Genomic DNA, 24278 nt, shown 5'->3' with positions numbered 1-24278 from the left:
CGGATGCATCAGAACAGTCGTGCCCTCATGCAGCACGGAAAGAAGAGTTCAACGATGAACAAGGCTCTCTGGAGCAAGAAGGCGCTCGCTCTCCCGGCGTGCGCCGCGATCGTCGTCGGTGGCGTCACCTTCGCCGCCTCCCCTGCGATGGCCGACCCCGCCGACCTGTCCATCACCAGCCAGTCGGTCTCCGGCCGCGTGCTGACGGTGACCGGCACCGGCACCCCTGGTGAGAACATCCAGCTCGACGAGGACTTCCGCAACACCCGCCAGGAGATCCCGGCGAGCGGCACCTGGACGATCTCGTACACGATCCCCGGTACGGACACGACGACGCAGACCTACACGTTCGAGCAGCTCAAGGGCCTGAACCAGGACGGTTCGGTGACGGTCACCGCCGCCCCCGAGGCCACGGACAAGCCCTTCGCCGTCACGTCGCAGTCGGTCTCCGGCCGAACGCTGACCGTCTCGGGCACCGGCGCCGTCGGCAACACCGTCAACTTCGACGTGGGCTTCCCGGTGCAGCGCACCGCCATCAAGGACGACGGCACCTGGACGATCTCGTACGAGATCCCGGGCACCGACACCGACGAGCACACCTACACGATCAACGAGCAGCGCGCGAACCTGTCGACGGTCGACTCCGTCACCGTCACGGCTCGCGCCGAAGTAGCCGTCCTGCCCTTCGCCGTCACGTCGCAGTCGGTCTCCGGCCGCACGCTGACGGTCTCCGGTACCGGCGCCGTCGGCAACACGGTGAACTTCGACGTGGGCTACCCCGTCCGCCGCACCCCGATCGCCGACGACGGCACCTGGACGATCTCGTACGAGATCCCGGGCACCGACACCGACGAGCACACCTACACGATCAACGAGCAGCGCGCGAACCTGTCGACGGTCGACTCCGTCACCGTCACGGCTCGCGCCGAAGCCGCGGTTGCGGACTTCAACTTCTCGCTGACCAGCCCGACCGACGGCGACACCGTCGACTCGCGCACCGTGACCTTCACCGGGACCGGCGCCGTGGGCGACACCGTGAACGTGCTGGACGCCGATGGCAACCGCGCTGCTCCGCAGACGATCGTGGACGCCGACGGCAACTGGTCCACCACGGGCACCTTCTCGGACTCGGCTGCTGTCGAGCAGGACCTGAGCGTCAACCAGGTCGGTGGCGGCCAGGGCCAGGGCAACATCGAGTTCTCGATCACGCTGCCCGCCGTGGCAGCGGCCCCCGGTGACGGTGGCGACGAGGGCACAACCCCCGGCGACGGCGGCGACGAGGGCACAACCCCCGGCGACGGCGGCGACCAGGGCGCGACCCCCGGCACCGGCACCGGCACGGGTACCGAGACCGGCGCTGGCGGCGCCGCTCCGACCGCCGGCCGCACCCCGGCCGTGGGTGCACTCCCGGTCGTCAGCGGCTGACACCGGAACCATCCACCGAGCGGGGGCGCGACGGATCGTCGCGTCCCCGTTCGCCGTCCCGACCCGGAATCCGCACATGCACGCAACTCGCTCAGCTCGCCTCGTCCTCGCCGTCGCCGCCGGAGTGCTGCTCTCGCTCGGCCTGGCGTCCTGCCACGCTGATCCCGCCCCGACCGCTGCGAGCAGCACGGGTACCGCCACGGCGGCCCCGACGGCGTCCGCCGAGCCCTACCGCGCACCGTCGACGAAGACGGTCGCAGCACTCCCCGAGGCCCGGTACGACGCGGTCATCGGCGGGCTCCTGCCCTCGTACGACCCTGACGTCCCGGAGGCCGCAGGACACGCGTACACGATCCAGCGCGACGCGCCGCTCTACGGCGACGACCGCACCGAGCCGGTCGCGAGACTCACAGCCGAGAACTTCCTCGGCGACCCCACCGTCGTCGTCCCGCTGCGGTTCCAGGGCGACTGGGCCCTCGTCATGACCCCGAGCCGACAGGCACTGCCGTCAGCTGCACCGGGCGGCGCTCCAGCCCAGACCGCCGGCTGGATGCGCCGCGGCCTGCTGCACCAGGGCGGCGCGCTCGACGACCACGTCGTCATCTCCGTCGGCGACCAGACCGTGTCGATCGTCGCTGCGAGCGGCAAGGTCGTGCACGAGTTCCCGGCCGGCGTCGGTGCCGGGGACACTCCGACCCCGACCGGTGTCGTCGGCTACATCCAGGCGAGGTACCTGGATCCCGCCCAGGACCAGACGGTGCACCAGATCAACCTGACGACGCTGCACTCCGCAGCGGCGGACGAGCCGTTCGGCGGTGACGACGGCGGGCTCATCGGCGTGCACTACGAATCCGTCGCCCGCGGAGCGGTGTCCCACGGGTGCGTCCGCCTCGACGGTGATGCCGTCGATGCGATCAACGCACTCCCGCTCGGCACCGTCGTGCAGATGGTCGCGTAGTCACCGGTACCGCGACCTCTCGTCCGGACCACACAGGCTGCGTGGACGCTCGGTGAGTCCGGAGCACCGTCGGACCCGTCAGATCCACCATCGGAAGGAGCACGACATGAGTGACCTCGGTGACAAGGCCAAGGACTTCGCGAACAGCGACAAGGGCGAGCAGGCGTCCGACGCCGGCCTCGACAAGGCAGGCGACGCGGCCGACAAGGCGACCGGCGGCGGCCACGGCGACCAGATCGACAAGGCCCAGCAGGCGGCTGACGACAAGGTCGGCGAGTAACGCCCGGTACGCACCCTGGTGACGGACGGAAGGCCCGGTGCCAGCTGGCACCGGGCCTCCCGTCCGCATGTGACGTGCGTTCCGCGATCAGGCGCGGAAGAAGTCCTGGTACGACGGGTCGCCGACGGGCTGCGAGTACCCGGGCTCGGCGAGACGCTGCTCGATCATCGCCTGGACGACGTCGGGCGGGGTGAGCCCCCGCCGGCGCCACTCGGTCGGGTTGGCCCGGAGCTGGCTCAGCGTGTTCTGCATGCTGCAACCCTGGCACCCAATAACTAGTTTGTCTAACTACCTGTCCCGATTCCGCGTTCCCGGGGTCCCGGTCCCCGGCCCCGGCCCTGCTTCGTGAGCAGAAGATGTCGGGTCCGAACGCGGGACCCGACATCTTCTGCTCACCATGTGCGGCGCGCGGAAGCGCTCGCGGCGACTACTTCCGCGACACCTTCGCGGTCGACTTGGACGTCGCGGTGCCGTCCTTGTAGCCCGAGGCGTGCGCGGTCACCTTGACGGAGAACTTGTGTCCCGCGTCGGACGTGCCGAGCTTGTACGTCGCACCGGTGGCCTTCTTCACGACCTTGCCGTCGCGGAGCCACTGGTACTTGTACGTCGCCTTCGTCGTGCTCCACTTGCCGTGGTTCGCCGACAGCTTCGAGCCGACCTTCGCCGTCCCGCTGACCGTCACCTTGCTGCCCGCGGCGAGCGCGAGCGTGGGCGGGGTCACCGAGATGGTCGACGTGCCGGCCTGCTTGCCCGACGCGTTGCCGAGGTGCAGGAGCAGCACGGTGGCCTTCGTGACACCCGACGCTCGGGTGACCCGGAGGGCGCCGGAGTCGGCGAACAGGACGCCGGTGTTGCGGCCCTGCGCGAAGGACAGTGCCGGCTTCGACGGGTCGAACGAGGCGCTCTTCGTCTCGTCCACCACGGAGGAACCCGTGGTCGCGGCACCCGGGGCGTACGCCGACTCGGTCAGGACCGAGTAGGTGAACTTGCCCTTCGCGCCGATCAGCGCACCCGTGGTCGTGAGCACCTTCACCGAGCTGTCGAAGGTGTTGACGTCCTGGCCGGGTGCCCCGCCGTTCAGCGGCTGGACGTCGACGACCGGGTCGACGTCCGGGTCGTTCAGAGCAGCCTTGGCCAGGTCGATCGTCGTCGCGAACGTCGCGTCCACCGCGGCGGACTTGGCGTTGTAGACCAGGTAGTCGGGCTCGCCGTCACGGTTCGTGTCGATGAGCACCTCGACGTTGGTCACGGCGCCGGGGTTGGCGTCGGGACCGGCCGTCTGGATGCCGAACGCGATCGTGTCCGAGGCCTTGTCGTAGCTCGCGCCGTAGGAGCGGATGTCCGCTGCCTGCAGCGAGCGCTTCGCCGAGCCGGCCGGGAACGACTCGACCGGGTCGGTCCCGCCGAGTACGAACGGTGCGACGGCGGCGTGGTAGCCGGTCGTCAGGCCGCCCTGGTCGACCGTGCGCCCCTTGAGCGTCAGGTCGGCCGACTTGCCCGGGCCGGTGAAGGCGACGGTGGAGCGACCCTGCACGGAGCTGACGGGCTTCGGTGCGAGGTACGCACCGACGCGCAGCGGCACCGCGGTCGTGTCGGTCGGCGTGAACGCCACGATGCCCGAGGCGGCGGTGACGAACTCGCGCTGGTAGCCCTGCTGCACCGCCTCCTGGGTGGGGTCGATGACGCGGCGGAGCTTCGTCGGGTCGGCGATCGTGAAGGTGAGCTTCACCGTCGCGGTGCGGTTCGCCGGGACGGTGACCCGCTTCGTGTTGAGCGCGAACGTCACGCCGGGCTGCGACACCTGCGGCTGGTAGGCCACGTCGTAGGTGTGCGCGACGCCGTCGGTGTTCGCGATCTGCAGGGTGCGGCTCTCGGTCGTCGCGCTCGAGACCTCGACGACACCGAACGAGGCGGTGACGAGCAGGTCGTTCTCGACGCTCCGCACGGTGGTGCCGGCGGTCACGGCCTGCAGGGCGTCGACGCGGCCGGTGCCCTGCCGGAGCAGGGTCGCCGATCGCGAGCCGTCCTTGACGTCGTGCGTCGCCGTGTTCATGAGCGCCGCCTTGACCTGCGGTGCGCTCCACTCCGGGTGCGCCTGGAAGGTCAGCGCCGCGATGCCCGCGACGTCCGGCGTGGCCATCGAGGTGCCGCTCATCGACATGCGGCCGTCACCGGTGCCGTTGGCCGCCGAGATCACGTTGACCCCGGGGCCGGCGATGTCCGGCTTGACGATGTCGTTGAACGACCCGTGGACGCCCCGGCTGGTGAACGCGGCGAGCGTGTTCACGGCCTCCGGGTCGGTGGCGAGTTCGAAGCCCTTGAGCTCGTCCGCGAGGCGCACGTGCAGGGTCCCCGCCTTGGCAGCTGCCTGGAGGCTCGTGGCGGCGTCCAGCGTCAGCTCGGCTCCGGGGATGGTCGCGTTTCCGGCGATGCCCGAGTCGAAGGTGTTGATCGTGCCCGCGAGCAGGACGCCGATGCCGCCGGCGGCCTGGACGTTGCTGAAGCGCACGCCGGAGCCGCACTCGAGCGCGCCGTCCGTCCACTTCAGCCAGACGACCTTGCCCGCGATCTTCGCGGCGTCGGCGGCGCTGAACGCGGCGCAGCCGTCGATGTTGCTGGTCGGGACGACGACGTCACCCTCGACCGGCAGCGTGCCCGTGAAGTTCTGCGAGTACTGCGACCGGTAGGTCTTCGCGACGTTCGCGGGGGCCGTGGCCTGCACGCCGTCGTACAGCGATTGACCGGTGGCGCTCGCGGCGACGGTGAGCGCACCCTCGGCGTTGCCCGGCGAGCCACCGATGTCGGTGAAGTCGTCGGCGTTGCCCGAGGCGATCACGGGGAGCACCCCGCGGGCGGTCAGCGCGTCGATCTTGGCGTTGTCGGGGTCGTCCGGTGCGCCGTAGTCGGAGCCGAGCGACAGGTTCAGGACGTTGATGTCCTTGCCCTCGGTGAGCGCCTGGCCCACCCAGTCGAGCGCGGCGCCCGTGACGTCGGTCGAACCGCCGCCGTCACCGAACACCTTGAGGGCGTAGAGGCCGGCCTCGGGCGCGGTGCCCGGACCGATCCACATGTCCTGCACCTGCTGCGTGGTGAGCTTGGTGTAGTCGCCGTCGAACTGCTGCTTGTCGGCAGTCAGGCCGTAGCCCGCGATCGAGCCGGACACGTGCGTGCCGTGGTCGCCGCCCTTGCCGTCGATGGGGTTGTCGTCCGGAGCCGGCACCGGGTCGTAGGCCGGGTCGGTCGGGTCGGCGTTGTAGGTCGCACCGGCGAAGTCGTACCCGCCGAGGAACTTCGACGCGTCGTACAGGCTGGGGTCCGGGGCGCCGGAGCTCGCGTTCGCCAGGGCCTGCTGGTAGGCCGCGGTGGTGCCGGGTCCGCCGAAGTCGGCCTGCGTGTAGTCGAGGCCGGTGTCGAGGACGGCGACGTTGACGTCCTTGCCGGTGTGGCCGGTCTGCTGCCAGGCGTTGAGCGAGCGCGTGTAGACGTCGCTCGCGGCGTTCTTCGGCGAGACGCCGTCGGCGCCCGGCTTCACGAGGCTCGGGTCCACACCGGACGGTGCGGCGCTCGCGTCGGCGTTGACCGTCGGCTCGACGATCTTCTTCGGCGTGAGCGGGATGATGCTCTCGACGTCGGAGCGCTTCGCGATGTCCTGCAGCGCGGAGACGTCGGCGACGACCGCGACACCGGGGACGGTGTACTCGGTCGAGTAGAGCTCGGTGGAGTCGGCGTCGGCGCGCTTGACGGCTGCGCGGACGGCCGCGGTGGTCGACTCGATCGCCTTGACGCGGCTCTTCGCTGCCGAGGACTGCGTCTTGGACTTGGTCAGGTCACCGCCCTTCGCGTTCGCGTCCACCTCGAGGGCACCCTGGCCGGTCGTGCGCACGAAGGCGGCGACGGTCTTGGTGGGCTTGGCGTCGCGCAGTGGTGCGGAGAGCTTCAGGTCGGCCACCGACACCCCGGCCGGAGCTGCGGAGGCCGCGCCCCCGACTGCGAGGCCGCCGCACGTCAGGGCCACGGCGGCGATGCCGGCGGTCAGGACGCGTGCGATGCGATGGGAGTTCGGGGTCGGGTTCGGGTCGTGGTTCGGTGTTGCACGGTTCAAAGAGGGCACTCCAGGCTCAGTCCGTGGTTCGCATGAGATTGCTGTGAAGTTATGCGCTTACATTCAGAAAGGGCAGTCCGCACTTTGGGGGACACCCCCGTTCGAGGGCCGGTCTTCCTGTTAAGTTGCACACACGTGTGCACGTTATTACGATGGGGTTCGTGACCACTGCTTCCCACCCCGCACGCGCCCCCCGCCGCGACGCGACCGAGAACCGGGCAGCCCTCCTCGACGCAGCACGGACATGCCTGCAGCGCGATCCGGACGCCTCCATCGAGACGATCGCCGCGGCCGCCGGACTCTCGCGCCGCGCGGTGTACGGACATTTCCCGTCACGTGACGACCTCGTGCGCGAGGTCGTGACCTCCGGCGCCGCTCGCATCGCCGCGGCCATGCCGACCACCTCGGACCTGCAGGAGCTGCCGCCGGCCGCCCGGCTCGCCGCGATCGCCGTGACCCTCTGGACCGAGGTCTCGCACGTCCGGTCCATGGCCCGGGTCGCCGTGCGCAGCCCGTTCGCCGAGCCCGTCGCCGAGGTGTTCGCACCCCTGCGCGCCCAGGTCCGTCAGGCGTGCACGCTCGGGATCGCCGAGGGCGCCATGCGCGACGACGTCGACCCGGCCACCCTCGGGCGTCTGGTCGAGGGTGCGTGCATCGCCGTCCTCGACGAGGCGACCCGGTCGGGCACCCCGGACGAGGCCGGACGGCGCATGGTGGTGCTGTCGGCGCTCGGCATGGCCGGCATCGACTGGCGCACCGCACTGCTGTCCGAACCCGCGGCCCCGGCCACCGGCTCCGCTGTCTCCCCCGTGAAGGACCCCGCATGACGCTCGAACTCGACCACGTCGGCATCGGCGAGCAGCCCGGCGCGGCACTGCCCGTCGTCTCCGCCGTCGCCGCACCCGGACACCCCGGGGTCGTCGCCGTCGAGACTGAGCAGGCCCCAGTGCTCGCCTCGCTCGTCGCCGGCGGCCGGATGCAGCCCGACACCGGGCGGCTGCTGCTCGACGGGAACGAGGACGCCGCCGCCGTGCGCCGCGCCTTCGCCCTCGTCGACACCCCGGGCGTCGCCGAGCCCTTCCCCGTGATGACCGTCAAGCAGATCGTGCGCGAGGAGCTCGCGTTCGCCGCCCAGCGCCCCTCGCGCGACCACGTCGACACCGTGCTCGAGGAACTCGGCCTGGGGCACTACGCGGACACCCCGGTCCAGCGGGTGCCGACCGCCGTGCGCGTGCGGCTGCTCGTCGAGCTCGCCCTGCTCCGCGACGGCGTCACCGGCCTCGTCGTCACCGCGCCCGAGCGGCACGGCGGCGCCGTCGAGGAGTGGTTCGCGGTCCTCCGCGACGTCGCCCGACGCGGCGTGACCGTCGTGCTCGTCACCTCGAAGGCCGCAGCCGCGACCGTCGAGACGCTGCTCGACACGACCGAAACCGTCCAGACGCGCGACGACGCCGCGACGCACGTCGCGCCCCAGACCGAGGGTCCCGACGACGCGGCCCTGTCCGGCGGAACCGAGCCGGGCCTCCCGTCCGGCCCTTCCGTCACCGCAGAATCCGCAACCGTCCCGACGGAGGCAACCCCGTGACCACCACCTCGCTCGTCCGCGCCGAACTGGCGCGACTCACCGCGACCCCGCTCGCACGACTGGCGTTCATCGCCCTGATGATCGTGCCGCTGCTGTACGGCGGCGCGTACCTGTGGGCGAACCGCGACCCGTACGCCAAGCTCGACCAGATCCCCGCGGCGATCGTCAACCTCGACGCCGGGGCCACCCTCGACGGCGACCAGGTCGACTACGGCACCGACGTCACCAAGGAGGCGATCGACGGCGCCGACTTCAAGTGGACGAAGACCAGCGCCGCCGACGCCCGCTCCGGTGTGCGGAACGGCACCTACGACTTCGTGGTCACGATCCCGCACGACTTCTCCGAGCACCTGGTGTCCGCGCAGTCGGACGACCCGACGCAGGCGAAGCTCGTCATGACGACGGCCGACACGAACTCGTACCTGGCCTCGACCATCGCGGAGCAGGCCGGCAAGACCATGCGCACCGCCGTCGCCGAGCGCGTCGGCAAGCAGGCGGCGAAGACCCTGCTCGTCGGGCTCGCCGACGTCCGCGACAGCCTCGGCGACGCCGTCGACGGGGCCGACCAGCTCGCCTCCGGCACCGCGAAGGCGGACTCGGGGGCTCGCAAGCTGGCGGACGGCACCGGCAAGCTGTCGTCCGGTGCGGCGGAGCTCGCGTCCGGCACGGCGTCGTTGCCGTCCCAGACCGCGCAGCTGGACAGCGGGGCGCAGCAGGTTGCCTCGGGTGCTTCCACGCTCGCCTCGGGCCTGGCGAGTGCGCAGCAGCAGACGGCGGCGCTGCCGTCGCAGACGCAGCAGTTGGACAGTGGGGCGCAGCAGCTGCAGACCGGGCTGCACCAGCTCCGTGACCAGACGTCGACCCTGCCTGCGGACTCGGCGACGCTCGCGGCCGGTGCATCGAAGGTCGCCAGCGGCAACGCCGAGCTCGCCGACAAGGCCGCGCCGTTCATCGCGGGTGTCCAGCAGCTCTCGGCGCAGTCGCCGGAACTCGTCGCGTCGCTGAAGCCCGTCGTACAGGCGTCCACGGTGCTCAACGCTGACCAGAAGACCGAGCTGCTCGCCGGGCTCGACGACCTGCAGACCGGCAGTGCCGATCTCGGCACCGGTGCCGGAGCGCTGTCCGGCAACCTGCAGAAGCTCAAGACCGGCAGCGCGCAGGTGTCCGCCGGAGCATCGCAGCTCGCCGAGAAGGCTCCGTCGCTGACGAGTGGCATCCAGCAGCTCTCCGACGGCTCGGACACGCTCGCCGCCGGGACGTCGAAGCTGGCTGCAGCGGCGCCGACGTTGACCTCGGGCATCGCGTCGGCGGCGGACGGGGCGTCGACGCTCGCAACGGGTGCCTCGAAGGTCGCAGACGGCACGTCTGCGCTCGCGTCCGCCGCACCCACGCTGTCGTCAGGTGCTTCGTCGCTCGCGACTGGCGCAGCGTCCGCCGACAAGGGTGCTTCGTCGCTCGTCTCCGGCTTGGACAAGCTCAAGACCGGGTCCTCGAAGCTCGCCGCGTCGCTCGACGAGGGCCGCACGAAGATCCCCGCGTCGAACGCCTCGGAGCGCGAGTCGCAGGCCTCGGTCATCTCCGACCCGGTGAAGGTCGGGGACGACAACGTCGCCGCGGCGTCGAACTACGGCGCCGGCCTCGCGCCGTTCTTCATCTCGCTCGCAGCCTGGATCGGCATGTACGCGCTGTTCCTCATCCTCAAGCCGATCTCGAAGCGGGCGATCACCGCGGTGCGGAAGCCCCTCGCGGTGGTGTTCGGCGGCTGGCTGACCCCGGCGCTGCTCGGCCTGGTGCAGATGGTCGCGCTGTTCTTCATCGTGCGCTTCGCCCTCGACCTGAACGTGGTGCACGTCGGCGGCACGATCGGGATCATGGTGCTCGCCTCGGCGACGTTCGCGGCGGTCATCATGGCGCTCAACGTGCTGCTCGGGTCGGTGGGACAGTTCCTCGGCCTGGTGCTCATGCTCGTGCAGCTCGTCACCGCCGGCGGCACGTTCCCGTGGCAGACGCTGCCGGGGCCGTTGGCGGCGCTGCACTTCGCGCTGCCGATGACGTACTCGGTCGACGCGATCCGGCAGACGATGTACGGCGGGAACCTCGGCGCCGCGTGGTCCGACGCGGGCGTGCTGCTCTGCTGGCTGCTCGGAGCGCTCCTGGTGTCCTTCGTGGTGACGGCACGGCAGACCCGCTCCCGCACGCTGCGCGACCTGCGCCCGAGCCTGATCGGGTAGCGGGGGCGCGGGGCAGCGTCGCGTCGCGCGCCCCGCGTTCGCCGAGTGAGCAGAAGACGACGAGTGGCCCGAGGCGACCCGTCGTCTTCTGCTCACTCGGTGCGACCGGAGCGAGGAGCGAGACGAGTCCGATGCGCAAGCAGCTCCCTCAGGTGGTCGACGGCGCCGGACACGTGCACGCCCAGGTCCGACTTCGTCCACCGCACGACCGCCCAGCCGAGCCGCTCCATCTCGCGGTAGCGCCGCAGATCACGACCCCACTGCTCGGCGTCGGTCCGGTGCTGGTCCCCCTCGTACTCGATGACGATGCGCTGCTCCGGGTACGCCATGTCGACGCGCCCCACGAACCGCCCTGCCTCGTCGAGCACGTCGACCTGCAGCTCCGGCTCGGGCAATCCGGCGCGCACGATCGTCAGTCGCGCCCGGGTCTCCTGCGGTGAGCCAGCACCGACCCGCACGAGTTCGAGTGCCGTCCGCAGCTTGCGGACGCCACGGCGGGTGCCGGCTGCGGCGAGCGCGACGGCGAGGTCGCCCGGAGTCGTCGCACAGCGGCGCTCGGTGACGATCGCGTCGCCGAGCACGACCAGCTCGTCGGCGTCGAGCATCGCGCCGCACTCGACCCAGACCGCGTCAGGCGCGCTCGCCGGCATGCCGCGACGAAGTCGGACCGACGCGCGCTCTGCCGCGATGCGGTGCCCGACCACCCCGCTCCGACGGGCTTGGGTCTGCGGCAGCACGCTCGTGATGTGGACCGGATCGTCGTCAGAGCACATGATCGGGAGCCCCCACAGGACTGCGGCCGACAGGTGGCTGATGAACTGGCCAGGCAACAGGACCGGTCGCAGTGCCTGGATTCGCTGGACTTGGTCCGGCTGACGGTCACGCGCCCAGCGGATGGACCGCGTCGGGCAGACGAGGTCTCGGCGCTGGAGCCGTTCACGCGGAACACCCGCACGGTCAGCGGCTCCGACGTCGAACGCTCGCCCGCGGAGCGATGGCGGAAGTGCGCGTGGTTGCATGCGCACCACGCTCGCGCCCCGCGCCCCGCCTCCGCAGGCCGAACGTTTGTTCGGTGCACAACGCACACCGCGCCTCCCGTGTGGAGGACTCGCACCGCGCACCGAGTGAGCAGAAGAAGACGGGTGAGCATCCAGCACCCGTCGTCTTCTGCTCACTCGACGCACCGAACGGAACCCCGCCGCCCGCTACGATCGACGGACGAACCAACGGAGGTCGAAGCGCATCATGGGAGACGGCAAACCCGCGACCATCTACGACGTCGCCGCGCGCGCCGGGGTCTCGAAGTCCCTCGTCTCCCTGGTGCTGCAGCGCTCCCCCCGGGTCAGTGACCAGCGCCGGGCCGCCGTGCTCACGGCGATCCAGGAGCTCGACTACCGGCCCTCCACCGCCGCGGTGTCCCTCGCCGGCACCCGCAGCCGCACCGTCGGCGTGGTCCTCGACGACTTCCGGAACCAGTGGTTCGTCGACCTGCTCACCGGGCTGCGCGAGGCCCTGCAGGACCAGGGCCACCGTCTCGTCGTCGCGGACCGGTTCCTGAACACGGGGCTCGACGCCTCGCCGGTCGAGGGCTTCCTGTCCATGCGCGTCGAGGGCATCGTCATCGCCGGCGAACCCGACACCGACCTGGCGATCCCGGCGTCGATGCCGGTCGTCATCGCCGGCGGGCGCGTGTCGATCCCCCGCGCGGACACCGTGGCGAACGACGACCGGGCTGGCGGCGGGATGGCCGCGGAGCACCTGCTCGCACTCGGCCACACGCGGCTCGGCTTCGTGGGGGCGAGCTCGGCGGCGTCGAAGGAACGCCGCGCAGGGTTCGAGGGCACCGTCGCGGCCAGTGCGGGTGCAAGTCCCGCCGTCGTGGTCCTGCCCGGCGAACCCACCGAAGAGGCCGGATCCCGCGCCCTCGGCGCCCTGATCGACGAGCACCCCGACGTCACCGCGGTGTTCGCCGCCAACGACGTGATGGCCCTCGGAGCACTGTCCGAACTCGCCGAACGCGGACTCCGGGTCCCCGAGGACGTCTCCGTCATCGGCTACGACGACACCCCCGTCGCCGCCACGCGCTACGTCGGCCTGACGAGCATCGACGACCGCAGCGTCGAGATCGGCCGCGGCGCCGGCGAGCGCCTGCTCGCCCGCATCGCCGACCCGGGGCTGGCCGCCACCGAGTCCCTGGTCGAGCCCCGCCTGGTCGCTCGCCGCACGACCGCCCCGCGCTGACGCGGCTGCCGGGAGGCCCGTCCCGCGTCCGCCCCGCCCGCTTCGTGAGCAGAAATGGTCGGGTCCAGGGCCCGTACCCGACCATTTCTGCTCACGAAGTCGCGTCGGCAGGCGCCGCGTGCTGCACGATCCACGAGTGCATGACGATCGCAGCCGCCGCCGAGGCGTTGATGCTCCGCGTCGAACCGAACTGCGTGATCTCCAGGTGCCCGGACGCCCCGGCCACCGCGGCGTCGGTGAGCCCGGGGCCCTCCTGGCCGAACAGGAACACGCACCGCTCCGGGATCGCCGCGGTCTCGATGCGATCGGCGCCAGGGGTGTTGTCGATCGCGATCACCGGGCGCTGCTCCTCGGCCATCGCGGCCAGGAACGCCTGCACGTCGGGGTGGTACCGGACGTGCTGGTACCGGTCGGTCACCATCGCGCCGCGCTTGTTCCAGCGCCGCCGCCCGATGATGTGCACCGTGCCGGCCAGGAACGCGTTGGCGCTCCGCACGATCGACCCGATGTTCAGGTCGTGCTGCCAGTTCTCGATCGCCACGTCGAACGCGTGCCGGCGGGTGTCGAGCTCGGCGACGATGGCGTCCATCGACCAGTACCGGAAGTGGTCGAGCACGTTCCGCGAGTCCCCCGCCGCCAGCAGCTCCGGGTCGAGCCGTGGGTCGTCCGGCCAGGGCTCCGGGTGCGGGCCGACGCCGTTCGTCGTCAGTTCGTGCGTCGGGGCGGGCTCGTCGGTCACGCCTCCAGGGTAGAGCCGCGGCGAACCGGGCCGGTCGGCGCGAGTCCGACGAACGTGGTCCAGCCGAACGCCCGCCGCGTCACGGTGTCACTGCGTACCCGGGCGGAGGAAGTCCTCCGGCACGGCACCGGCGTTCGTCGCCGCGAAGATGCGCTTCCGATCACTCGGACGGGTCGGGTCGAACACGACGACGACGGTCGCTCCGAGCACCGGGCCGGTTCCGTCGCCGAACCCCTCGGTCCGGTCGACCCAGCGCTGTTGTCCCTGGAGGTCCGTGAACGTGAAGGTCCAGCGCAGCAGCGTGAAGGAGGCGTCGTGGGCGGTCGAGCCGCTGACCGCGGTGACGATCCCGTCGACCCGGCGCCCCGCACGCAGCAGCTGTTCGAGCCGACCGCGTCGGCCGCCCTGCCCGCGGCGTGCAACCGTCCCGCCGATCAGGGCGACCAGCGCCAGCGCGGTGACCAGTGCGGGGATCCACCACGCAGCGGCGTACCAGATCCAGCCGCCGATGCCCCAGACTTCGTCGCGGCCGAACGCCGGGTCGACGGTGGTCCCGACGCGGTCGACGGGCGCCCACTGCGTCGCGGTCGTCCACCAGAGCCCGGCTGCGGCGCCGACGAGCCAGATGCTCACCGGTCCCACCCCGACGAACTCCGACGCCCGGCCTGCGAAGCGGTGGTTCCACTTCGAGTACATGCCCAGCGTGACGATCGACCCCGTGACCGCGACGGGCATCGCCCACCACGGGTACTCCGGGTCCGGCGTGTCCGAGAACACGCTGTTGACGGTCATGTCCCGGATGGTGCCGAGGACGGACCCGAGCGCGTACCCGGCGACGACGCCGACGGCGAGCAGGAGCGCCGCCCACACGATCGTCAGGACGAGTGCACGGGCGCTGCCCTGCTGCGCGGCGGCCTTCGCACGGAGGGCGGCGGCCGGATCGGTGGTGCTCATGATCGACGTGCGTGGTCGGTCAGTACGAGTACGTCGGATCGGGGGTGTTCGCCGCGAGGACCGCGATCGTCACGAACAGCCCGATGTACAGCAGCGTGACCACCCCACCGACGATGACCGCGGCGAGCGCGAGGCCGCGGCCCCCCTCGGATCGTCTGCGCGCCTGCGACATCGCGACGAGACCGAGGATGAACCCGATCAGCGGTGCGACGAACGCCGCGACGAGCGAGATGATCGCGAGGGTGTTCGTGCGGTGCGGGACGGAACCGTAGGGCTGCGGAACGGAAGACTGTGGGGATTGGTACTGAGTGGACATCGTGAAAGACGGTATCTCACATCTTTTTTTGTTGAGAAGCGTACCGAAATTCAGCGGACGCGCGATTCGATCCCGGCGACGAGGACGTCGAGCCCGAGCGCGAAGCGTGCGTCGTACGAGTGCTCCCCCAGGAGCTCTCCGACGAGCGCATGCCGCTCGGGACGCCCGGCCTCGGCATCTCCACGCCCGATCTCCACCGAGGTGTGCCCCACCACGAAGTCGTACACGACGAAGAACGCGTACATCGCCTCGGCATCGGCCAGCCCGGCGGAGCGGAGCGCCCCGACGACCTTCGCCACGACGGCGTCGGACTCGGTGGACACCAGGGCCCCGCGCCGGCTGTGCGACTCGAGCACCAGGGGGTGGGTGCGCATCAGGTCGCGGAACGTCGTGGCGAAGGTGCGCACCACGGCGTGCCACTCGTCCGGCCAGACGAAGGTGGCGGTGAACTCGTCGACGGTGCGACGGACGAGTTCACCGTGCAGGTCGTCGAGGCCGCCGATGGTCCGGTGCACGGTCATCGGTGCGACGCCGAGCCGCACCCCGAGTGCACGGAACGACAGGCGGTCGAGGCCGTCCTCGTTCGCGATCGCCGTCGCGGCGTCGATCACCTGCTCGCGGCTCAGGACGTTGGGCCGGCCCCGTCGTCGTCGCGGTGTCGCCTCGACCAGATCGGGAGCCGCTTCCAGGTCCGGCACCGCAGCGGGGCGGGGCGTGGCGGTCGGGGATCCGGGTTCGACGAGCACGGCGGGTTCTCCTTGATTCGGTACGTGTCCCGAAAAGCCTAGGGCAAAGCCGAGTGGCGTTCGGTGACTCGACCATCTCGGGTCCGGAGCCGACGCGCAAGAGCCGATCCGCGTCTCCCGGCCCCTTCGAAGGAACCCGTCTGACGGGCCGGCCCGTCGGCCGTGCGCAGTAGGGTGAGGCCATGGCGACCCGCGACGACGTCGAGTGCTGGCTGACCGACATGGACGGCGTGCTCGTCCACGAGAACCAGGCCCTCCCCGGTGCCCCCGAGCTCATCCAGCAGTGGCTCGACGAGGGCACCGAGTTCCTCGTCCTGACGAACAACTCGATCTTCACGCCGCGTGATCTCAGCGCCCGGCTCCGGAGCTCGGGCCTGCACGTCCCCGAGGAGCGCATCTGGACGAGCGCCCTCGCCACCGCCGACTTCTGCAAGTCCCAGATGCCCGGCGGCTCCGCGTTCGTCATCGGCGAGGCCGGCATGACCACCGCCCTGCACGAAGCCGGGTTCATCATGACCGAGACCGCCCCCGACTACGTCGTCGTCGGCGAGACCCGCAACTACTCGTTCGAGGCGATCACCAAGGCCGTCCGCCTGATCCGCGACGGCGCCCGCTTCATCGTCACCAACCCCGACGCCACCGGCCCGTCGGCCGAGGGCGTCCTGCCCGCCACGGGCGCGATCGCCGCGATGATCGAGAAGGCGACCGGCAAGCAGCCGTACGTGGTCGGCAAGCCGAACCCGATGATGTTCCGCTCGGCGATGAACCGCATCGGCGCGCACTCCGAGAACACCGGCATGATCGGCGACCGGATGGACACCGACGTGCAGGCCGGCATCGAGGCGGGGCTGCACACCGTCCTCGTGATGACGGGCATCAGCGACCAGGCCGAGATCGACCGCTACCCGTTCCGTCCGAGCGAGGTCATCTCCGGCGTGCACGAACTCGTGCGCACCGCCCCCTTCGAGGTCGAACTGTAGCGATGCGCTGGGACCCGTCGCGGTACGCCGCGTTCGCGGACGACCGCGGGCGTCCGTTCCACGACCTGGTCGCGCAGGTCGCGTGGCCAGCGGACGATGGACGGGAGGCCCCGCGTCGCGTCGTCGACCTGGGCTGCGGTCCCGGGTCCCTCACCGCCACGCTGGCAGCGCGGTGGCCTTCGTCGCCGGTGGTCGGGATCGACAGCTCGGCGGAGATGCTCGCGTCGGCTGCGGCCGACCCCGCTCTGGCGGGCCTGCCGAACCTGTCGTTCGAGCTCGGTGCGATCGAGGACTGGACGCCCGGGCCCACCGACGACGTCGTCGTGACGAACGCGGCGCTGCAGTGGGTACCGTCGCACGTGGAGCTGCTGCCGCGGTGGCTCGACGCGATGCCGTCCGGATCGTGGTTCGCGATGCAGGTGCCGGGCAACTTCGGGTCCCCGTCGCACGCCTTGATGCGGTCGATCGGGGCCTCCGGTCCCTGGGCGTCAGCGCTCGACGGCGTCCTGCGCGAGGACCCGGTGCTCGACCCCGCCGGCTACCTCGGCATCATGCTCGACGCCGGGTTCGCGGCCCGCGCCTGGGAGACGACCTACGCGCAGCTGCTGCCGGGCGAGGACCCGGTGCTCGACTGGGTGCGCGGCACCGGGCTGCGACCGGCACTGGCGGCCCTCGACGCCACCGACCCGACCGGTGCGCTGACGACGGAGTACGTCGACCGGTACCGGGCGGCGCTGCGCGAGGCGTACCCGGCGAGCACCCACGGCACCGTGTACCCGTTCCGCCGGGTCTTCGCCGTCGGTCGCAAGCCCTGACGGACGGCTCCCCACCGGGCGCTGCTGCGGACGCCGGGCCGGGCGCGGAAGCGCGCCGGGCTCTGGAGCCGGGCGGCTACCGGGCCGGAGCCGGCGCTGCCAGGTCGCCACGGGCCTCCAGGGCGAAGGCCGCCATCGGCGGGACGGAACGCCACCGCTTCGCCAGGCGACGCGGACGGTCGTCGCGCCACGCGACCATGCCGCCCGCGACGATCCCGAAGCCCAGCACGGCGAACGAGAACAGTCCGATCAGACCGAGCACGACGACGCGACCCGTGTCCGATGGGTCAGCGGTCGCGGAGTACCCGATCGACCCGAAGTCCCAGAACGCGTGCAGCAGCACCGGGACGAGCAGCGAACCAGTCACCCGTCGTGCGACGTACAGCGTGGAGCCGAACGACGCCGCGAACACGACCTGGATCATCGTCGGTCCGATCCCGGCCCCGGCGAGCGCGTTGAGCAGGTGCAGCAGCCCGAACAGCACGCACGACAGCGCCCACACCCCGAACTCGGGCACCCGGCGACGCAACCCGACCAGGAGCATGCCCCGGGCCATCAGCTCCTCGAACACCCCGACGAGCAGCACCCCGACGGTGAGCAGCAGGAAGTAGTGCGCGGGCAGCGCCGTCCAGTCGATCAGGGGCAGCCGCACCAGGCACACCACGAGCACCAGCGCCGGTGCGAGCGCGGACCAGCGCAGCGGCGTCCGGGTGCGGTCGACGGTCGCGATCCGCCACCACCCGAGCCCGGTGACGACCACGGCGAGCGCGACGGCGGCGATGCCCTCGGGGATCACCAGGGCGCGGACGACACTGTCGACGGTCTGGCCGAGTGTCGGGTAGTCGTCGCTCGGCCGTGACCGCCACGCGCTGATCGCCGCGAAGACCACGAGCGGCGCGAGGCCGATGAGCAGCGAGGGTGGGACCGGCCAGCGGCGACGACGGGGTTGGTGCACGTCCCGGTTGTACCAGTGCAGCCGTACGATTGGCGGTATGCGCCTGCCCTCGTTGTCGACCATGGCCGAGGACTACGTCAAGCTCATCTGGAAGGCCGGGGAGCGCGGCGGCGCCGGACTGGCCACGCGGGACATCGCGGCGACGCTGAAGGTGTCGGCCTCGACGGTGTCCGGCAACCTCAAGAAGCTCGACCGCGACGGCCTCATCGAGCACACCCCCTACTACGGCGTCGTGCTCACCCCGCTCGGGCAGCAGGTCGCGGTCGCGATGGTCCGGCGGCACCGGCTGATCGAGTCGTTCCTGGTGTCCCGCCTCGGCTACACGTGGGACGAGGTCCACACCGAGGCCGAGGCACTCGAGCACGCGGTGTCGGAGCGGTTCCTCGACCGGGTCGACGCCGACCTCGGGCACCCGACCCACGACCCGCACGGCGACCCGATCCCCGCCGCGGACGGCACCGTGCCCGCCACGCTCGGCACGCTGCTCGGTGCGATCGAGCCCGGTGCGTGCGGCACCGTCGACCGGGTGTCCGACGACGACCCCTCGCTGCTGCGGTACTTCGACGAGCTCGGGGTCGGTCTCGGCACCCACCTGCGGGTCGAGCGGGTGCGGGACTACGCCGGCGTCATCGCGGTCTCCCGACGTGGGGCCGACGGCGCCGAGGCGCTCGTCGACCTGCCCGCCGCCGCCGCGACCGCGATCTGGCTGGCTCCCGACGCCGACTGAGCGGGCCCGCGCCCCTCGCCCGCCCGCACCCGCCCGCGCCCGCGTCCGCCGAGCGGTCACCATCTGTCGCCCGGCAGCCCCGCAACCGACGGTTCACGACCACTCGGCAGCCCGGCCACGGGGCGTCGCGACCGCACCGCGGCCCGCGAACGCGCGTGGTGTCGGACGGGAGGCCCGGTGCGCGGCCGCCACGCGCCTCCCGTCCGTCGCCCCCATTGGTCACGACACCCCGCTCACGTCCGCCGAGCGGTCACCATCTGTCGCCAGGCAGCCCCGCAACCGACGGTTCACGACCACTCGGCAGCCCGGCCACGGGGTTTCGTGACCGCGCGACGCGCCCGTCCCACCACCGCGACGCCGACGGTTCTCGACCACTCGACCCGCCCAGCCGGGCGCGCCCGACGGCCCTAGCCCTTGGCGGACCGGGTGCGGCCGAGCGCCACCTCGCGCCGAGCCCGCTCGAGGGCGAGCGCGGACGCAGCGTCCGGGTCGCGCAACAGCCGCTCCGTGTCGGCGACGTGGTCCCGCACGGCGTCGGAGCCCCGGCCGGCAGCCGCCGCGAGCACCGGCGCCACCGTCTCCTCGCCGAGCCCGACCAGTGCCCGCGACAGGCTGAGCCGCCGTTCGCGCGGACCGACCCCGAGCTGCACCGCCAACGTCCGGGCGAGGTCGCCGCGCTCGTCGTCGGGCACGAGTGCGACGGCGGTCCGCCAGGCCGCGCGGAGCACTTCGTCGTCGTGGTCCGCGAGCAGCGGTCGCACCGACAGCCACGCCGACGGATCGCCGACCTTCGACAGGGTGTGCAACGCCTGGCTACGGGCCTGCGGCTCGGAACGGGTGAGCGACGGGACCACCCGCGCGACGACGTCGGCCGACGGGTGCCGGGTCAGCGCCCAGGTGAGCATGTCGCGGACGAAGAAGTCCGGCTCGACGGCGCACTGCTCGACGAGCACGTCGAGGTCGGCCGCGTCCGGGGTGGTCCCGGCGGCCATCACTGCCTGCAGCCGCACCGAGGAACGGGGGTCGGCGAGGGCATCGGTGAGTGCGGTCATGGGTCCATGCAACCCGCTGCCACCGGGGCCGTGTCAAGCCTCGGGGCATAGCGTCGGCCGAGGAGCGGTTCGCATCGAGGACCGCTCGCCCGACCACGAAAGGACCCCGTATGCCCCGCATCGGTACCAGCGACCTCCACGTGTTCCCCCTCGCCCTCGGCGGCAACGTCTTCGGGTGGACGGCGGACGAGTCGACCTCACACCAGGTCCTCAACGCCTACACCGCGGCGGGCGGCGACTTCATCGACACCGCCGACGTGTACTCCGCGTGGGCCCCCGGCAACGAGGGCGGCGAGTCCGAGCGGGTCACCGGTTCGTGGCTCGCGGCCTCGGGCAAGCGTGACGACGTCGTCATCGCCACGAAGGGCTCGCAGCACCCGCAGTTCCAGGGCCTCGGCGCGGACACCGTCGCCGCTGCCGCCCGTGCCAGCCTGCAGCGCCTCGGCACCGACCGGATCGACCTGTACTACGCGCACTTCGACGACCAGTCGACCCCGCTCGAGGAGACCGTCCGCGCCTTCGACCAGCTCGTCACGGACGGCATCGTCCGCTACACCGCGATCTCGAACTACTCGAAGGACCGCGCCGAGGAGTGGATCCGCATCGCGACGGAGAACGGCCTCGCGCAGCCGGTCGCGATCCAGCCGCACTACAACCTGGTCACCCGCGAGCCGTACGAGTCCGACATCGCACCGCTCGCCCACGCGCACGGCCTCGGCGTCGTGCCGTACTTCGCTCTCGCCGCCGGGTTCCTGACCGGCAAGTACCGCTCGAAGGAGGACTTCGCCGGCAAGGACCGCGAGGGCCAGGTCTCGGGCTACTTCAACGACGAGGGACTCGCCGTGGTCGACGCCCTGTCCACCATCGCCGAGGCCCGCGACACGGAGCTCGCGACCGTCGCCCTGGCATGGCTGCAGGCACAGCCGGACGTCGTCGCGCCGATCGCCAGCGCCCGCAACACCGAGCAGCTGCCGGCGCTGTTGGCCTCGGCGGAGCTCGAGCTCAGCGCCGACGAGTTGCAGACCCTGTCCGACGTGTCGGCGAAGGTCCCCGCGGCCGCCTGACCCGGCGACCACCGACCGCGGCCTGGCTCGCGCGCCACGGATGCGTGTGCATGTTCCGACGATCCACCAGACGATCGACTCGTGGAACGTCGCTCATTGCACACGCATCCGATGCGTGCGCATGTGCCGACAGAACACGCGTCGATCACGTCGTGGATCGTCGGAAGATGCGCCCGCACGCACCCCGTCCAGCCGGCACCCGCTGCCGCAGCAGTAGCAGCAGCCGCCCCTACGCCCCCGGCGCCAACGACGCCGTGAGCTCCTGCCCCGACGACCGCGTCACGAAGCACGAGATGAACCGGTCGCCCTGGTCCCACGTCGCCTGGTCCGGCGCGTACGACCCCTGCACCTGCACGTCCCCGACGGCCGCAGCCGCCGACGCGTTGAGCGCCGCGTCCGACTGGCACTGGTCGGCCGCCTGCGTCGCGAGGGCCTCGGCCCCCGGGTACGCGTCCCCGTCGACGGCGATCCGTGCGGTGAGCTGCCCGATGTGCGGCGTTGCGCAGTCGACGACCGTGAAGCTCTGCGCCCAGGCGTTGGTGAACGGCGACAGGCACTCCCCGCCGGCCAGGTCGGTCCAGGCGTGCTCGCCCGGCAGCGCGGGCGTGGTGGCGAACTGGAGCGTGGCAGCCGGAGCAGCGGCCTCGTCCGAGGGAGCGGCAGACGCCGCAGTCGAGGGAGTCGCCGGAGCCGATGACGCTGCCGCCGGGGACTTCGTCGGCGCGATCTCCTGGTCGGAGATGTTGTTGCCGAGGATCCACTTCGACAGCAGGAACACCAGGACGATGAGCACGACGATCAGGGCGATCGAGCCGTAGACGAGCAGCTGCTTGCCGCGCTTGCCCTCGCTCCGCAGGCGCGCCGCACCCTGGTTGATGAAGTTGTCGCGCTCGACCGGCGGGCTGGATGACACGGGCGCAGGCGACGACGCCCCGGCACCGGCACCGGCACCGGCACCGGCACCGGCAGCAGCCGACGGCACCGCGGCCGCCGGCATCATCCGCGTCCCGGTGTCCTCCGGGTCGTACCCCGTGCCACCGAGCTGCCCGACGGCCTCGGTGCCGAACAAGTCCTTGATCGCACTCGTGTCGCTGGTCTCGCGGCCGTCCCACTCGGACTGGTCCAGCTCCTCCGGCGCAGCGGCCGGCAACGCCGTGGGCTGCGCCCCCGTGTCGTCCCGGCGCAGGCCGAGGACGGCGTCCAGGTCCTGGCCCACCGCGGGCGGCAGGTGCGCCGGGTACGCGGGCGACGCAGCGGGCTCGACGAGGGGCGGCGCAGCGGTCGGCGGCACGGTCGCGTCGGGTTCGGACCACCAGGGCGTCCCGGCGACCGGCAGTGCGGTGGTCGCGGCGTCCGGGAGGCCCGTGGCCGCGTCCGCCCCGTCACCCTCGGCAGCGGAGCGGGTCGCGTCCGGGGCCTCGGTCGGCTCCGCGGGAGCCACCGGCCCGGCATCGGGAACCGCCGTCGGCACAGCAGCTGGCGGCACGGCAGCCGCCGGTGGCACAGCCGCAGGCGGCACGGCAGCAGCCGCAGCAGCCGCAGCAGTCGGCACCGCCGGGGGCACCGGGAACGTCCGAAGCGCCTGCGGCACCCCGTCGACCGGGGTGTCGACCTCGCCGGAGACGACCTCGGCATCGGCATCGGTCTCGTCCGCCAACGACCACGAACCGCCGCCACCGAACGCCGTCGTGTCGAACGAGTCGCCGGTCAGGGCCGTCGGGACCTCGCCGGTCTCGTCGTCGCGGATGGCCCAGTCGAACGGCCGGTCCGGTCCGGCGCCCTGCGTGGGCACGGACCCCGTGCCGGCGATCCGGAGCAGGTCGGTGAAGCTCGGCGGCTCCTCGGACGGGGGCAGCACGTTCTCGACGCCGAGCGGCTGGTGTGCCACGGGCCCGGAGGGCGGGACGGGTGCGCCGGAACCGGTCGCACGGCCGAGCCAGTCGACGTCGGCACGGCCCTCGCCGAACGGGTCGACGCGGCGACGTTCGTCCTCGATAGCCTGCGACGCCGCGGCGCGCTCGTCGCGGTGGGTCTGCGCGGTCGGGAGCACGATCGACGAGGGGTGCGGCGCGGTGGGGTTCGGTGGCACGACGGCGGCCGGCGGGATGCGGTCGTGCAGGGTGGAGCGCTCGTGCTCGGCGGCGGCGTCCGGGCTCTCGGACGGCGCCGACAGCTGCTCGGGCATCGAGATGGCCTGCGTCGCGCCGTCGTCCAGCGCCGGAGCAGCAGGCGCGGCGGGCGCCTCGGGCGCCGGCGCCTCGGAGGCCGAGGCCTCAGGGGTCGCAGCCTCGAACGGCTCCGGCAACGGTGCGCCCGTCTCGCGTGCGGTGCGCTCGGCCTCGCGGCGCTCCCGTCGCGAGGGCCAGTCCTCCTCGCCCCGCGGGGCGCCGAAGATGTCCGCGGCGCTGCGGAGACCGTGGAACGGAGCGTCCGGGTCGGACGCGCGCCGGGCCTCCTGGCCGTCCACCCCGTCGGCACCGTCGGCCGCCGCTGCGGGGCCGGCCGTGTCCTCGGGGTCGCGCGCGTCGTCCGGACGCTCCCCGCTCACGCGGTCAGCCCCAGATCAGCCAACCCGATGGCCGCGAAGTAGGGGTACCCGGCTGCCTCGATGGTCTCCTTGGCGCCGGTGTCGCGGTCGACGACGACCGCGACGGCGGCGATGATCGCGCCCTCACGCTCGAGCGCTTCGGCCGCCTTGAGCGGCGAGCCGCCCGTGGTGGAGGTGTCCTCGAGCACGACGACGCGCTTGCCTTTGAGGTCAGGACCCTCGACCTGCTTGCCGCGGCCGTGGTCCTTGGGCTCCTTGCGGACGACGAAGGCGTCGTAGGTCAGGCCCTGTGCGGCGGCCTGGTGCAGCACGGCGCTGGCGATGGGGTCTGCACCCATGGTGAGTCCGCCGACGGCCGAGACGTCCGGCACCTGCTGCACGAGCTCGGTCATGACCTGGCCGATCAGCGGCGCGACCCGGTGGTCCAGGCTGACCTTCCGCAGGTCGATGTAGTACGTCGCCTTCTTCCCGCTGGTCAGGGTGAAGTCGCCGTGGAACACCGCTTCGGAGGAGATGTACTGGATCAACTGTTCGCGCGCGTCGGTCACAGCGCACAAGGG

22 protein-coding genes are annotated in these 24278 nt (G+C 72.0%); 11 read left to right on the top strand and 11 right to left on the bottom strand.

Features of this window, described 5'->3' with window-relative positions:
* The first annotated feature begins 54 nt into the window (after positions 1 to 54).
* From EDF53_RS10895 to EDF53_RS10885, 3 genes are all read left to right on the top strand, one after another.
* On the top strand, positions 55 to 1425 hold the full coding sequence (locus tag EDF53_RS10895; protein WP_123293591.1) for a hypothetical protein: 1371 nt from the start codon (positions 55 to 57) through the stop codon (positions 1423 to 1425).
* 76 nt (positions 1426 to 1501) lie between these two features.
* Positions 1502 to 2383 (top strand): L,D-transpeptidase, encoded by an 882-nt coding sequence (locus EDF53_RS10890; RefSeq protein ID WP_123293843.1) that lies wholly within the window; start codon positions 1502 to 1504, stop codon positions 2381 to 2383.
* 106 nt (positions 2384 to 2489) lie between these two features.
* Positions 2490 to 2663: an antitoxin gene (locus EDF53_RS10885; protein WP_123293590.1), complete on the top strand. Its 174-nt coding sequence runs from the start codon at positions 2490 to 2492 to the stop codon at positions 2661 to 2663.
* An 87-nt stretch (positions 2664 to 2750) separates the two neighbouring features.
* On the opposite strand, the gene EDF53_RS19355 is transcribed toward EDF53_RS10885, so the two are convergent.
* On the bottom strand, positions 2751 to 2915 hold the full coding sequence (locus EDF53_RS19355) for a hypothetical protein (RefSeq protein ID WP_159573348.1): 165 nt from the start codon (positions 2913 to 2915) through the stop codon (positions 2751 to 2753).
* Between the two features lie 175 nt (positions 2916 to 3090).
* Positions 3091 to 6765 carry a S8 family serine peptidase gene (locus tag EDF53_RS10880; RefSeq protein ID WP_185021012.1) on the bottom strand — a complete coding sequence of 1225 codons (3675 nt, stop codon included), beginning with the start codon at positions 6763 to 6765 and terminating at the stop codon, positions 3091 to 3093.
* Between the two features lie 161 nt (positions 6766 to 6926).
* Here EDF53_RS10880 and EDF53_RS10875 point away from each other — a divergent pair, with 161 nt between their 5' ends.
* Genes EDF53_RS10875 through EDF53_RS10865 form a run of 3 tightly spaced genes read left to right on the top strand, consistent with a single transcriptional unit; the run spans position 6927 to position 10581 of the window.
* A complete protein-coding gene (locus EDF53_RS10875; RefSeq protein ID WP_123293842.1) occupies positions 6927 to 7592 on the top strand; it encodes a TetR/AcrR family transcriptional regulator in 666 nt (221 codons plus the stop codon).
* Positions 7589 to 8350, top strand: a complete 762-nt coding sequence (locus EDF53_RS10870; RefSeq protein WP_123293588.1) for a hypothetical protein — start codon at positions 7589 to 7591, stop codon at positions 8348 to 8350. The genes EDF53_RS10875 and EDF53_RS10870 overlap by 4 nt, the downstream gene beginning before the upstream one ends.
* On the top strand, positions 8347 to 10581 hold the full coding sequence (locus EDF53_RS10865; protein ID WP_123293587.1) for a YhgE/Pip family protein: 2235 nt from the start codon (positions 8347 to 8349) through the stop codon (positions 10579 to 10581). Before EDF53_RS10870 ends, EDF53_RS10865 begins: the two co-directional genes overlap by 4 nt.
* Before the next feature lie 92 nt (positions 10582 to 10673).
* Here EDF53_RS10865 and EDF53_RS10860 read toward each other — a convergent pair whose 3' ends face one another.
* Entirely contained in the window at positions 10674 to 11354 is a 681-nt protein-coding gene (locus EDF53_RS10860; RefSeq protein ID WP_173169786.1) for an endonuclease domain-containing protein, read from the bottom strand.
* 472 nt (positions 11355 to 11826) lie between these two features.
* On the opposite strand from EDF53_RS10860, the gene EDF53_RS10855 reads away from it, so the two are divergent.
* A complete protein-coding gene (locus EDF53_RS10855; RefSeq protein WP_123293585.1) occupies positions 11827 to 12822 on the top strand; it encodes a LacI family DNA-binding transcriptional regulator in 996 nt (331 codons plus the stop codon).
* Positions 12823 to 12913: 91 nt separating this feature from the next.
* Here EDF53_RS10855 and EDF53_RS10850 read toward each other — a convergent pair whose 3' ends face one another.
* The 4 genes from EDF53_RS10850 to EDF53_RS10835 form a co-directional block, all read right to left on the bottom strand.
* Complete coding sequence (locus EDF53_RS10850; protein WP_123293584.1) at positions 12914 to 13561, bottom strand: TrmH family RNA methyltransferase; 648 nt, start codon at positions 13559 to 13561, stop codon at positions 12914 to 12916.
* Positions 13562 to 13648: 87 nt separating this feature from the next.
* A complete protein-coding gene (locus tag EDF53_RS10845) occupies positions 13649 to 14515 on the bottom strand; it encodes a hypothetical protein (RefSeq protein ID WP_123293583.1) in 867 nt (288 codons plus the stop codon).
* A 19-nt stretch (positions 14516 to 14534) separates the two neighbouring features.
* Positions 14535 to 14831 carry a DUF4190 domain-containing protein gene (locus tag EDF53_RS10840; RefSeq protein WP_123293582.1) on the bottom strand — a complete coding sequence of 99 codons (297 nt, stop codon included), beginning with the start codon at positions 14829 to 14831 and terminating at the stop codon, positions 14535 to 14537.
* Positions 14832 to 14881: 50 nt separating this feature from the next.
* On the bottom strand, positions 14882 to 15577 hold the full coding sequence (locus EDF53_RS10835) for a TetR/AcrR family transcriptional regulator C-terminal domain-containing protein (RefSeq protein WP_123293581.1): 696 nt from the start codon (positions 15575 to 15577) through the stop codon (positions 14882 to 14884).
* 182 nt (positions 15578 to 15759) lie between these two features.
* Here EDF53_RS10835 and EDF53_RS10830 point away from each other — a divergent pair, with 182 nt between their 5' ends.
* On the top strand, positions 15760 to 16557 hold the full coding sequence (locus EDF53_RS10830) for an HAD-IIA family hydrolase (protein WP_111086157.1): 798 nt from the start codon (positions 15760 to 15762) through the stop codon (positions 16555 to 16557).
* 2 nt (positions 16558 to 16559) lie between these two features.
* Positions 16560 to 17372, top strand: a complete 813-nt coding sequence (locus EDF53_RS10825) for a methyltransferase domain-containing protein (RefSeq protein ID WP_123293580.1) — start codon at positions 16560 to 16562, stop codon at positions 17370 to 17372.
* 76 nt (positions 17373 to 17448) lie between these two features.
* On the opposite strand, the gene EDF53_RS10820 is transcribed toward EDF53_RS10825, so the two are convergent.
* On the bottom strand, positions 17449 to 18327 hold the full coding sequence (locus EDF53_RS10820) for a CPBP family intramembrane glutamic endopeptidase (RefSeq protein ID WP_185021011.1): 879 nt from the start codon (positions 18325 to 18327) through the stop codon (positions 17449 to 17451).
* A gap of 37 nt (positions 18328 to 18364) precedes the next feature.
* Between EDF53_RS10820 and EDF53_RS10815 the strand changes: the two genes are divergently transcribed.
* Positions 18365 to 19054, top strand: a complete 690-nt coding sequence (locus EDF53_RS10815) for a metal-dependent transcriptional regulator (RefSeq protein ID WP_123293578.1) — start codon at positions 18365 to 18367, stop codon at positions 19052 to 19054.
* 407 nt (positions 19055 to 19461) lie between these two features.
* On the opposite strand, the gene EDF53_RS10810 is transcribed toward EDF53_RS10815, so the two are convergent.
* Positions 19462 to 20106, bottom strand: coding sequence for a HEAT repeat domain-containing protein (locus EDF53_RS10810; protein WP_123293577.1), 645 nt, complete (start codon positions 20104 to 20106; stop codon positions 19462 to 19464).
* Between the two features lie 110 nt (positions 20107 to 20216).
* Here EDF53_RS10810 and EDF53_RS10805 point away from each other — a divergent pair, with 110 nt between their 5' ends.
* Positions 20217 to 21170, top strand: a complete 954-nt coding sequence (locus EDF53_RS10805) for an aldo/keto reductase (protein WP_123293576.1) — start codon at positions 20217 to 20219, stop codon at positions 21168 to 21170.
* 229 nt (positions 21171 to 21399) lie between these two features.
* Here EDF53_RS10805 and EDF53_RS10800 read toward each other — a convergent pair whose 3' ends face one another.
* Together EDF53_RS10800 and pyrE are read right to left on the bottom strand one after the other, a co-directional pair.
* Complete coding sequence (locus EDF53_RS10800) at positions 21400 to 23718, bottom strand: septum formation family protein (protein WP_123293575.1); 2319 nt, start codon at positions 23716 to 23718, stop codon at positions 21400 to 21402.
* The gene (gene pyrE / locus EDF53_RS10795; protein ID WP_071404348.1) at positions 23715 to 24266 is read right to left on the bottom strand and encodes an orotate phosphoribosyltransferase; all 552 of its coding nucleotides are present in this window, start codon (positions 24264 to 24266) and stop codon (positions 23715 to 23717) included. The genes EDF53_RS10800 and pyrE overlap by 4 nt, the downstream gene beginning before the upstream one ends.
* Positions 24267 to 24278 lie beyond the last annotated feature (12 nt).

This window comes from Curtobacterium sp. PhB78, assembly GCF_003751685.1.
In the GTDB taxonomy this organism is placed as follows: domain Bacteria; phylum Actinomycetota; class Actinomycetes; order Actinomycetales; family Microbacteriaceae; genus Curtobacterium.
The sequence above is the reverse complement of the archived record's forward strand: the minus strand, read 5'-3'. Positions and strand labels throughout refer to the sequence as shown.

Coding starts and splice junctions, on each gene's coding strand:
- EDF53_RS10860 (WP_173169786.1), bottom strand. CDS start 11,354: ATGTGCTCTGACGACGATCCGGTCCACATCACGAGCGTGCTGCCGCAG.
- EDF53_RS10845 (WP_123293583.1), bottom strand. CDS start 14,515: ATGAGCACCACCGATCCGGCCGCCGCCCTCCGTGCGAAGGCCGCCGCG.
- EDF53_RS10855 (WP_123293585.1), top strand. CDS start 11,827: ATGGGAGACGGCAAACCCGCGACCATCTACGACGTCGCCGCGCGCGCC.
- EDF53_RS10815 (WP_123293578.1), top strand. CDS start 18,365: ATGCGCCTGCCCTCGTTGTCGACCATGGCCGAGGACTACGTCAAGCTC.
- EDF53_RS10805 (WP_123293576.1), top strand. CDS start 20,217: ATGCCCCGCATCGGTACCAGCGACCTCCACGTGTTCCCCCTCGCCCTC.
- EDF53_RS10890 (WP_123293843.1), top strand. CDS start 1,502: ATGCACGCAACTCGCTCAGCTCGCCTCGTCCTCGCCGTCGCCGCCGGA.
- EDF53_RS10810 (WP_123293577.1), bottom strand. CDS start 20,106: ATGACCGCACTCACCGATGCCCTCGCCGACCCCCGTTCCTCGGTGCGG.
- EDF53_RS10895 (WP_123293591.1), top strand. CDS start 55: ATGAACAAGGCTCTCTGGAGCAAGAAGGCGCTCGCTCTCCCGGCGTGC.
- EDF53_RS10825 (WP_123293580.1), top strand. CDS start 16,560: ATGCGCTGGGACCCGTCGCGGTACGCCGCGTTCGCGGACGACCGCGGG.
- EDF53_RS10885 (WP_123293590.1), top strand. CDS start 2,490: ATGAGTGACCTCGGTGACAAGGCCAAGGACTTCGCGAACAGCGACAAG.
- EDF53_RS19355 (WP_159573348.1), bottom strand. CDS start 2,915: ATGCAGAACACGCTGAGCCAGCTCCGGGCCAACCCGACCGAGTGGCGC.
- EDF53_RS10830 (WP_111086157.1), top strand. CDS start 15,760: ATGGCGACCCGCGACGACGTCGAGTGCTGGCTGACCGACATGGACGGC.
- EDF53_RS10870 (WP_123293588.1), top strand. CDS start 7,589: ATGACGCTCGAACTCGACCACGTCGGCATCGGCGAGCAGCCCGGCGCG.
- EDF53_RS10840 (WP_123293582.1), bottom strand. CDS start 14,831: ATGTCCACTCAGTACCAATCCCCACAGTCTTCCGTTCCGCAGCCCTAC.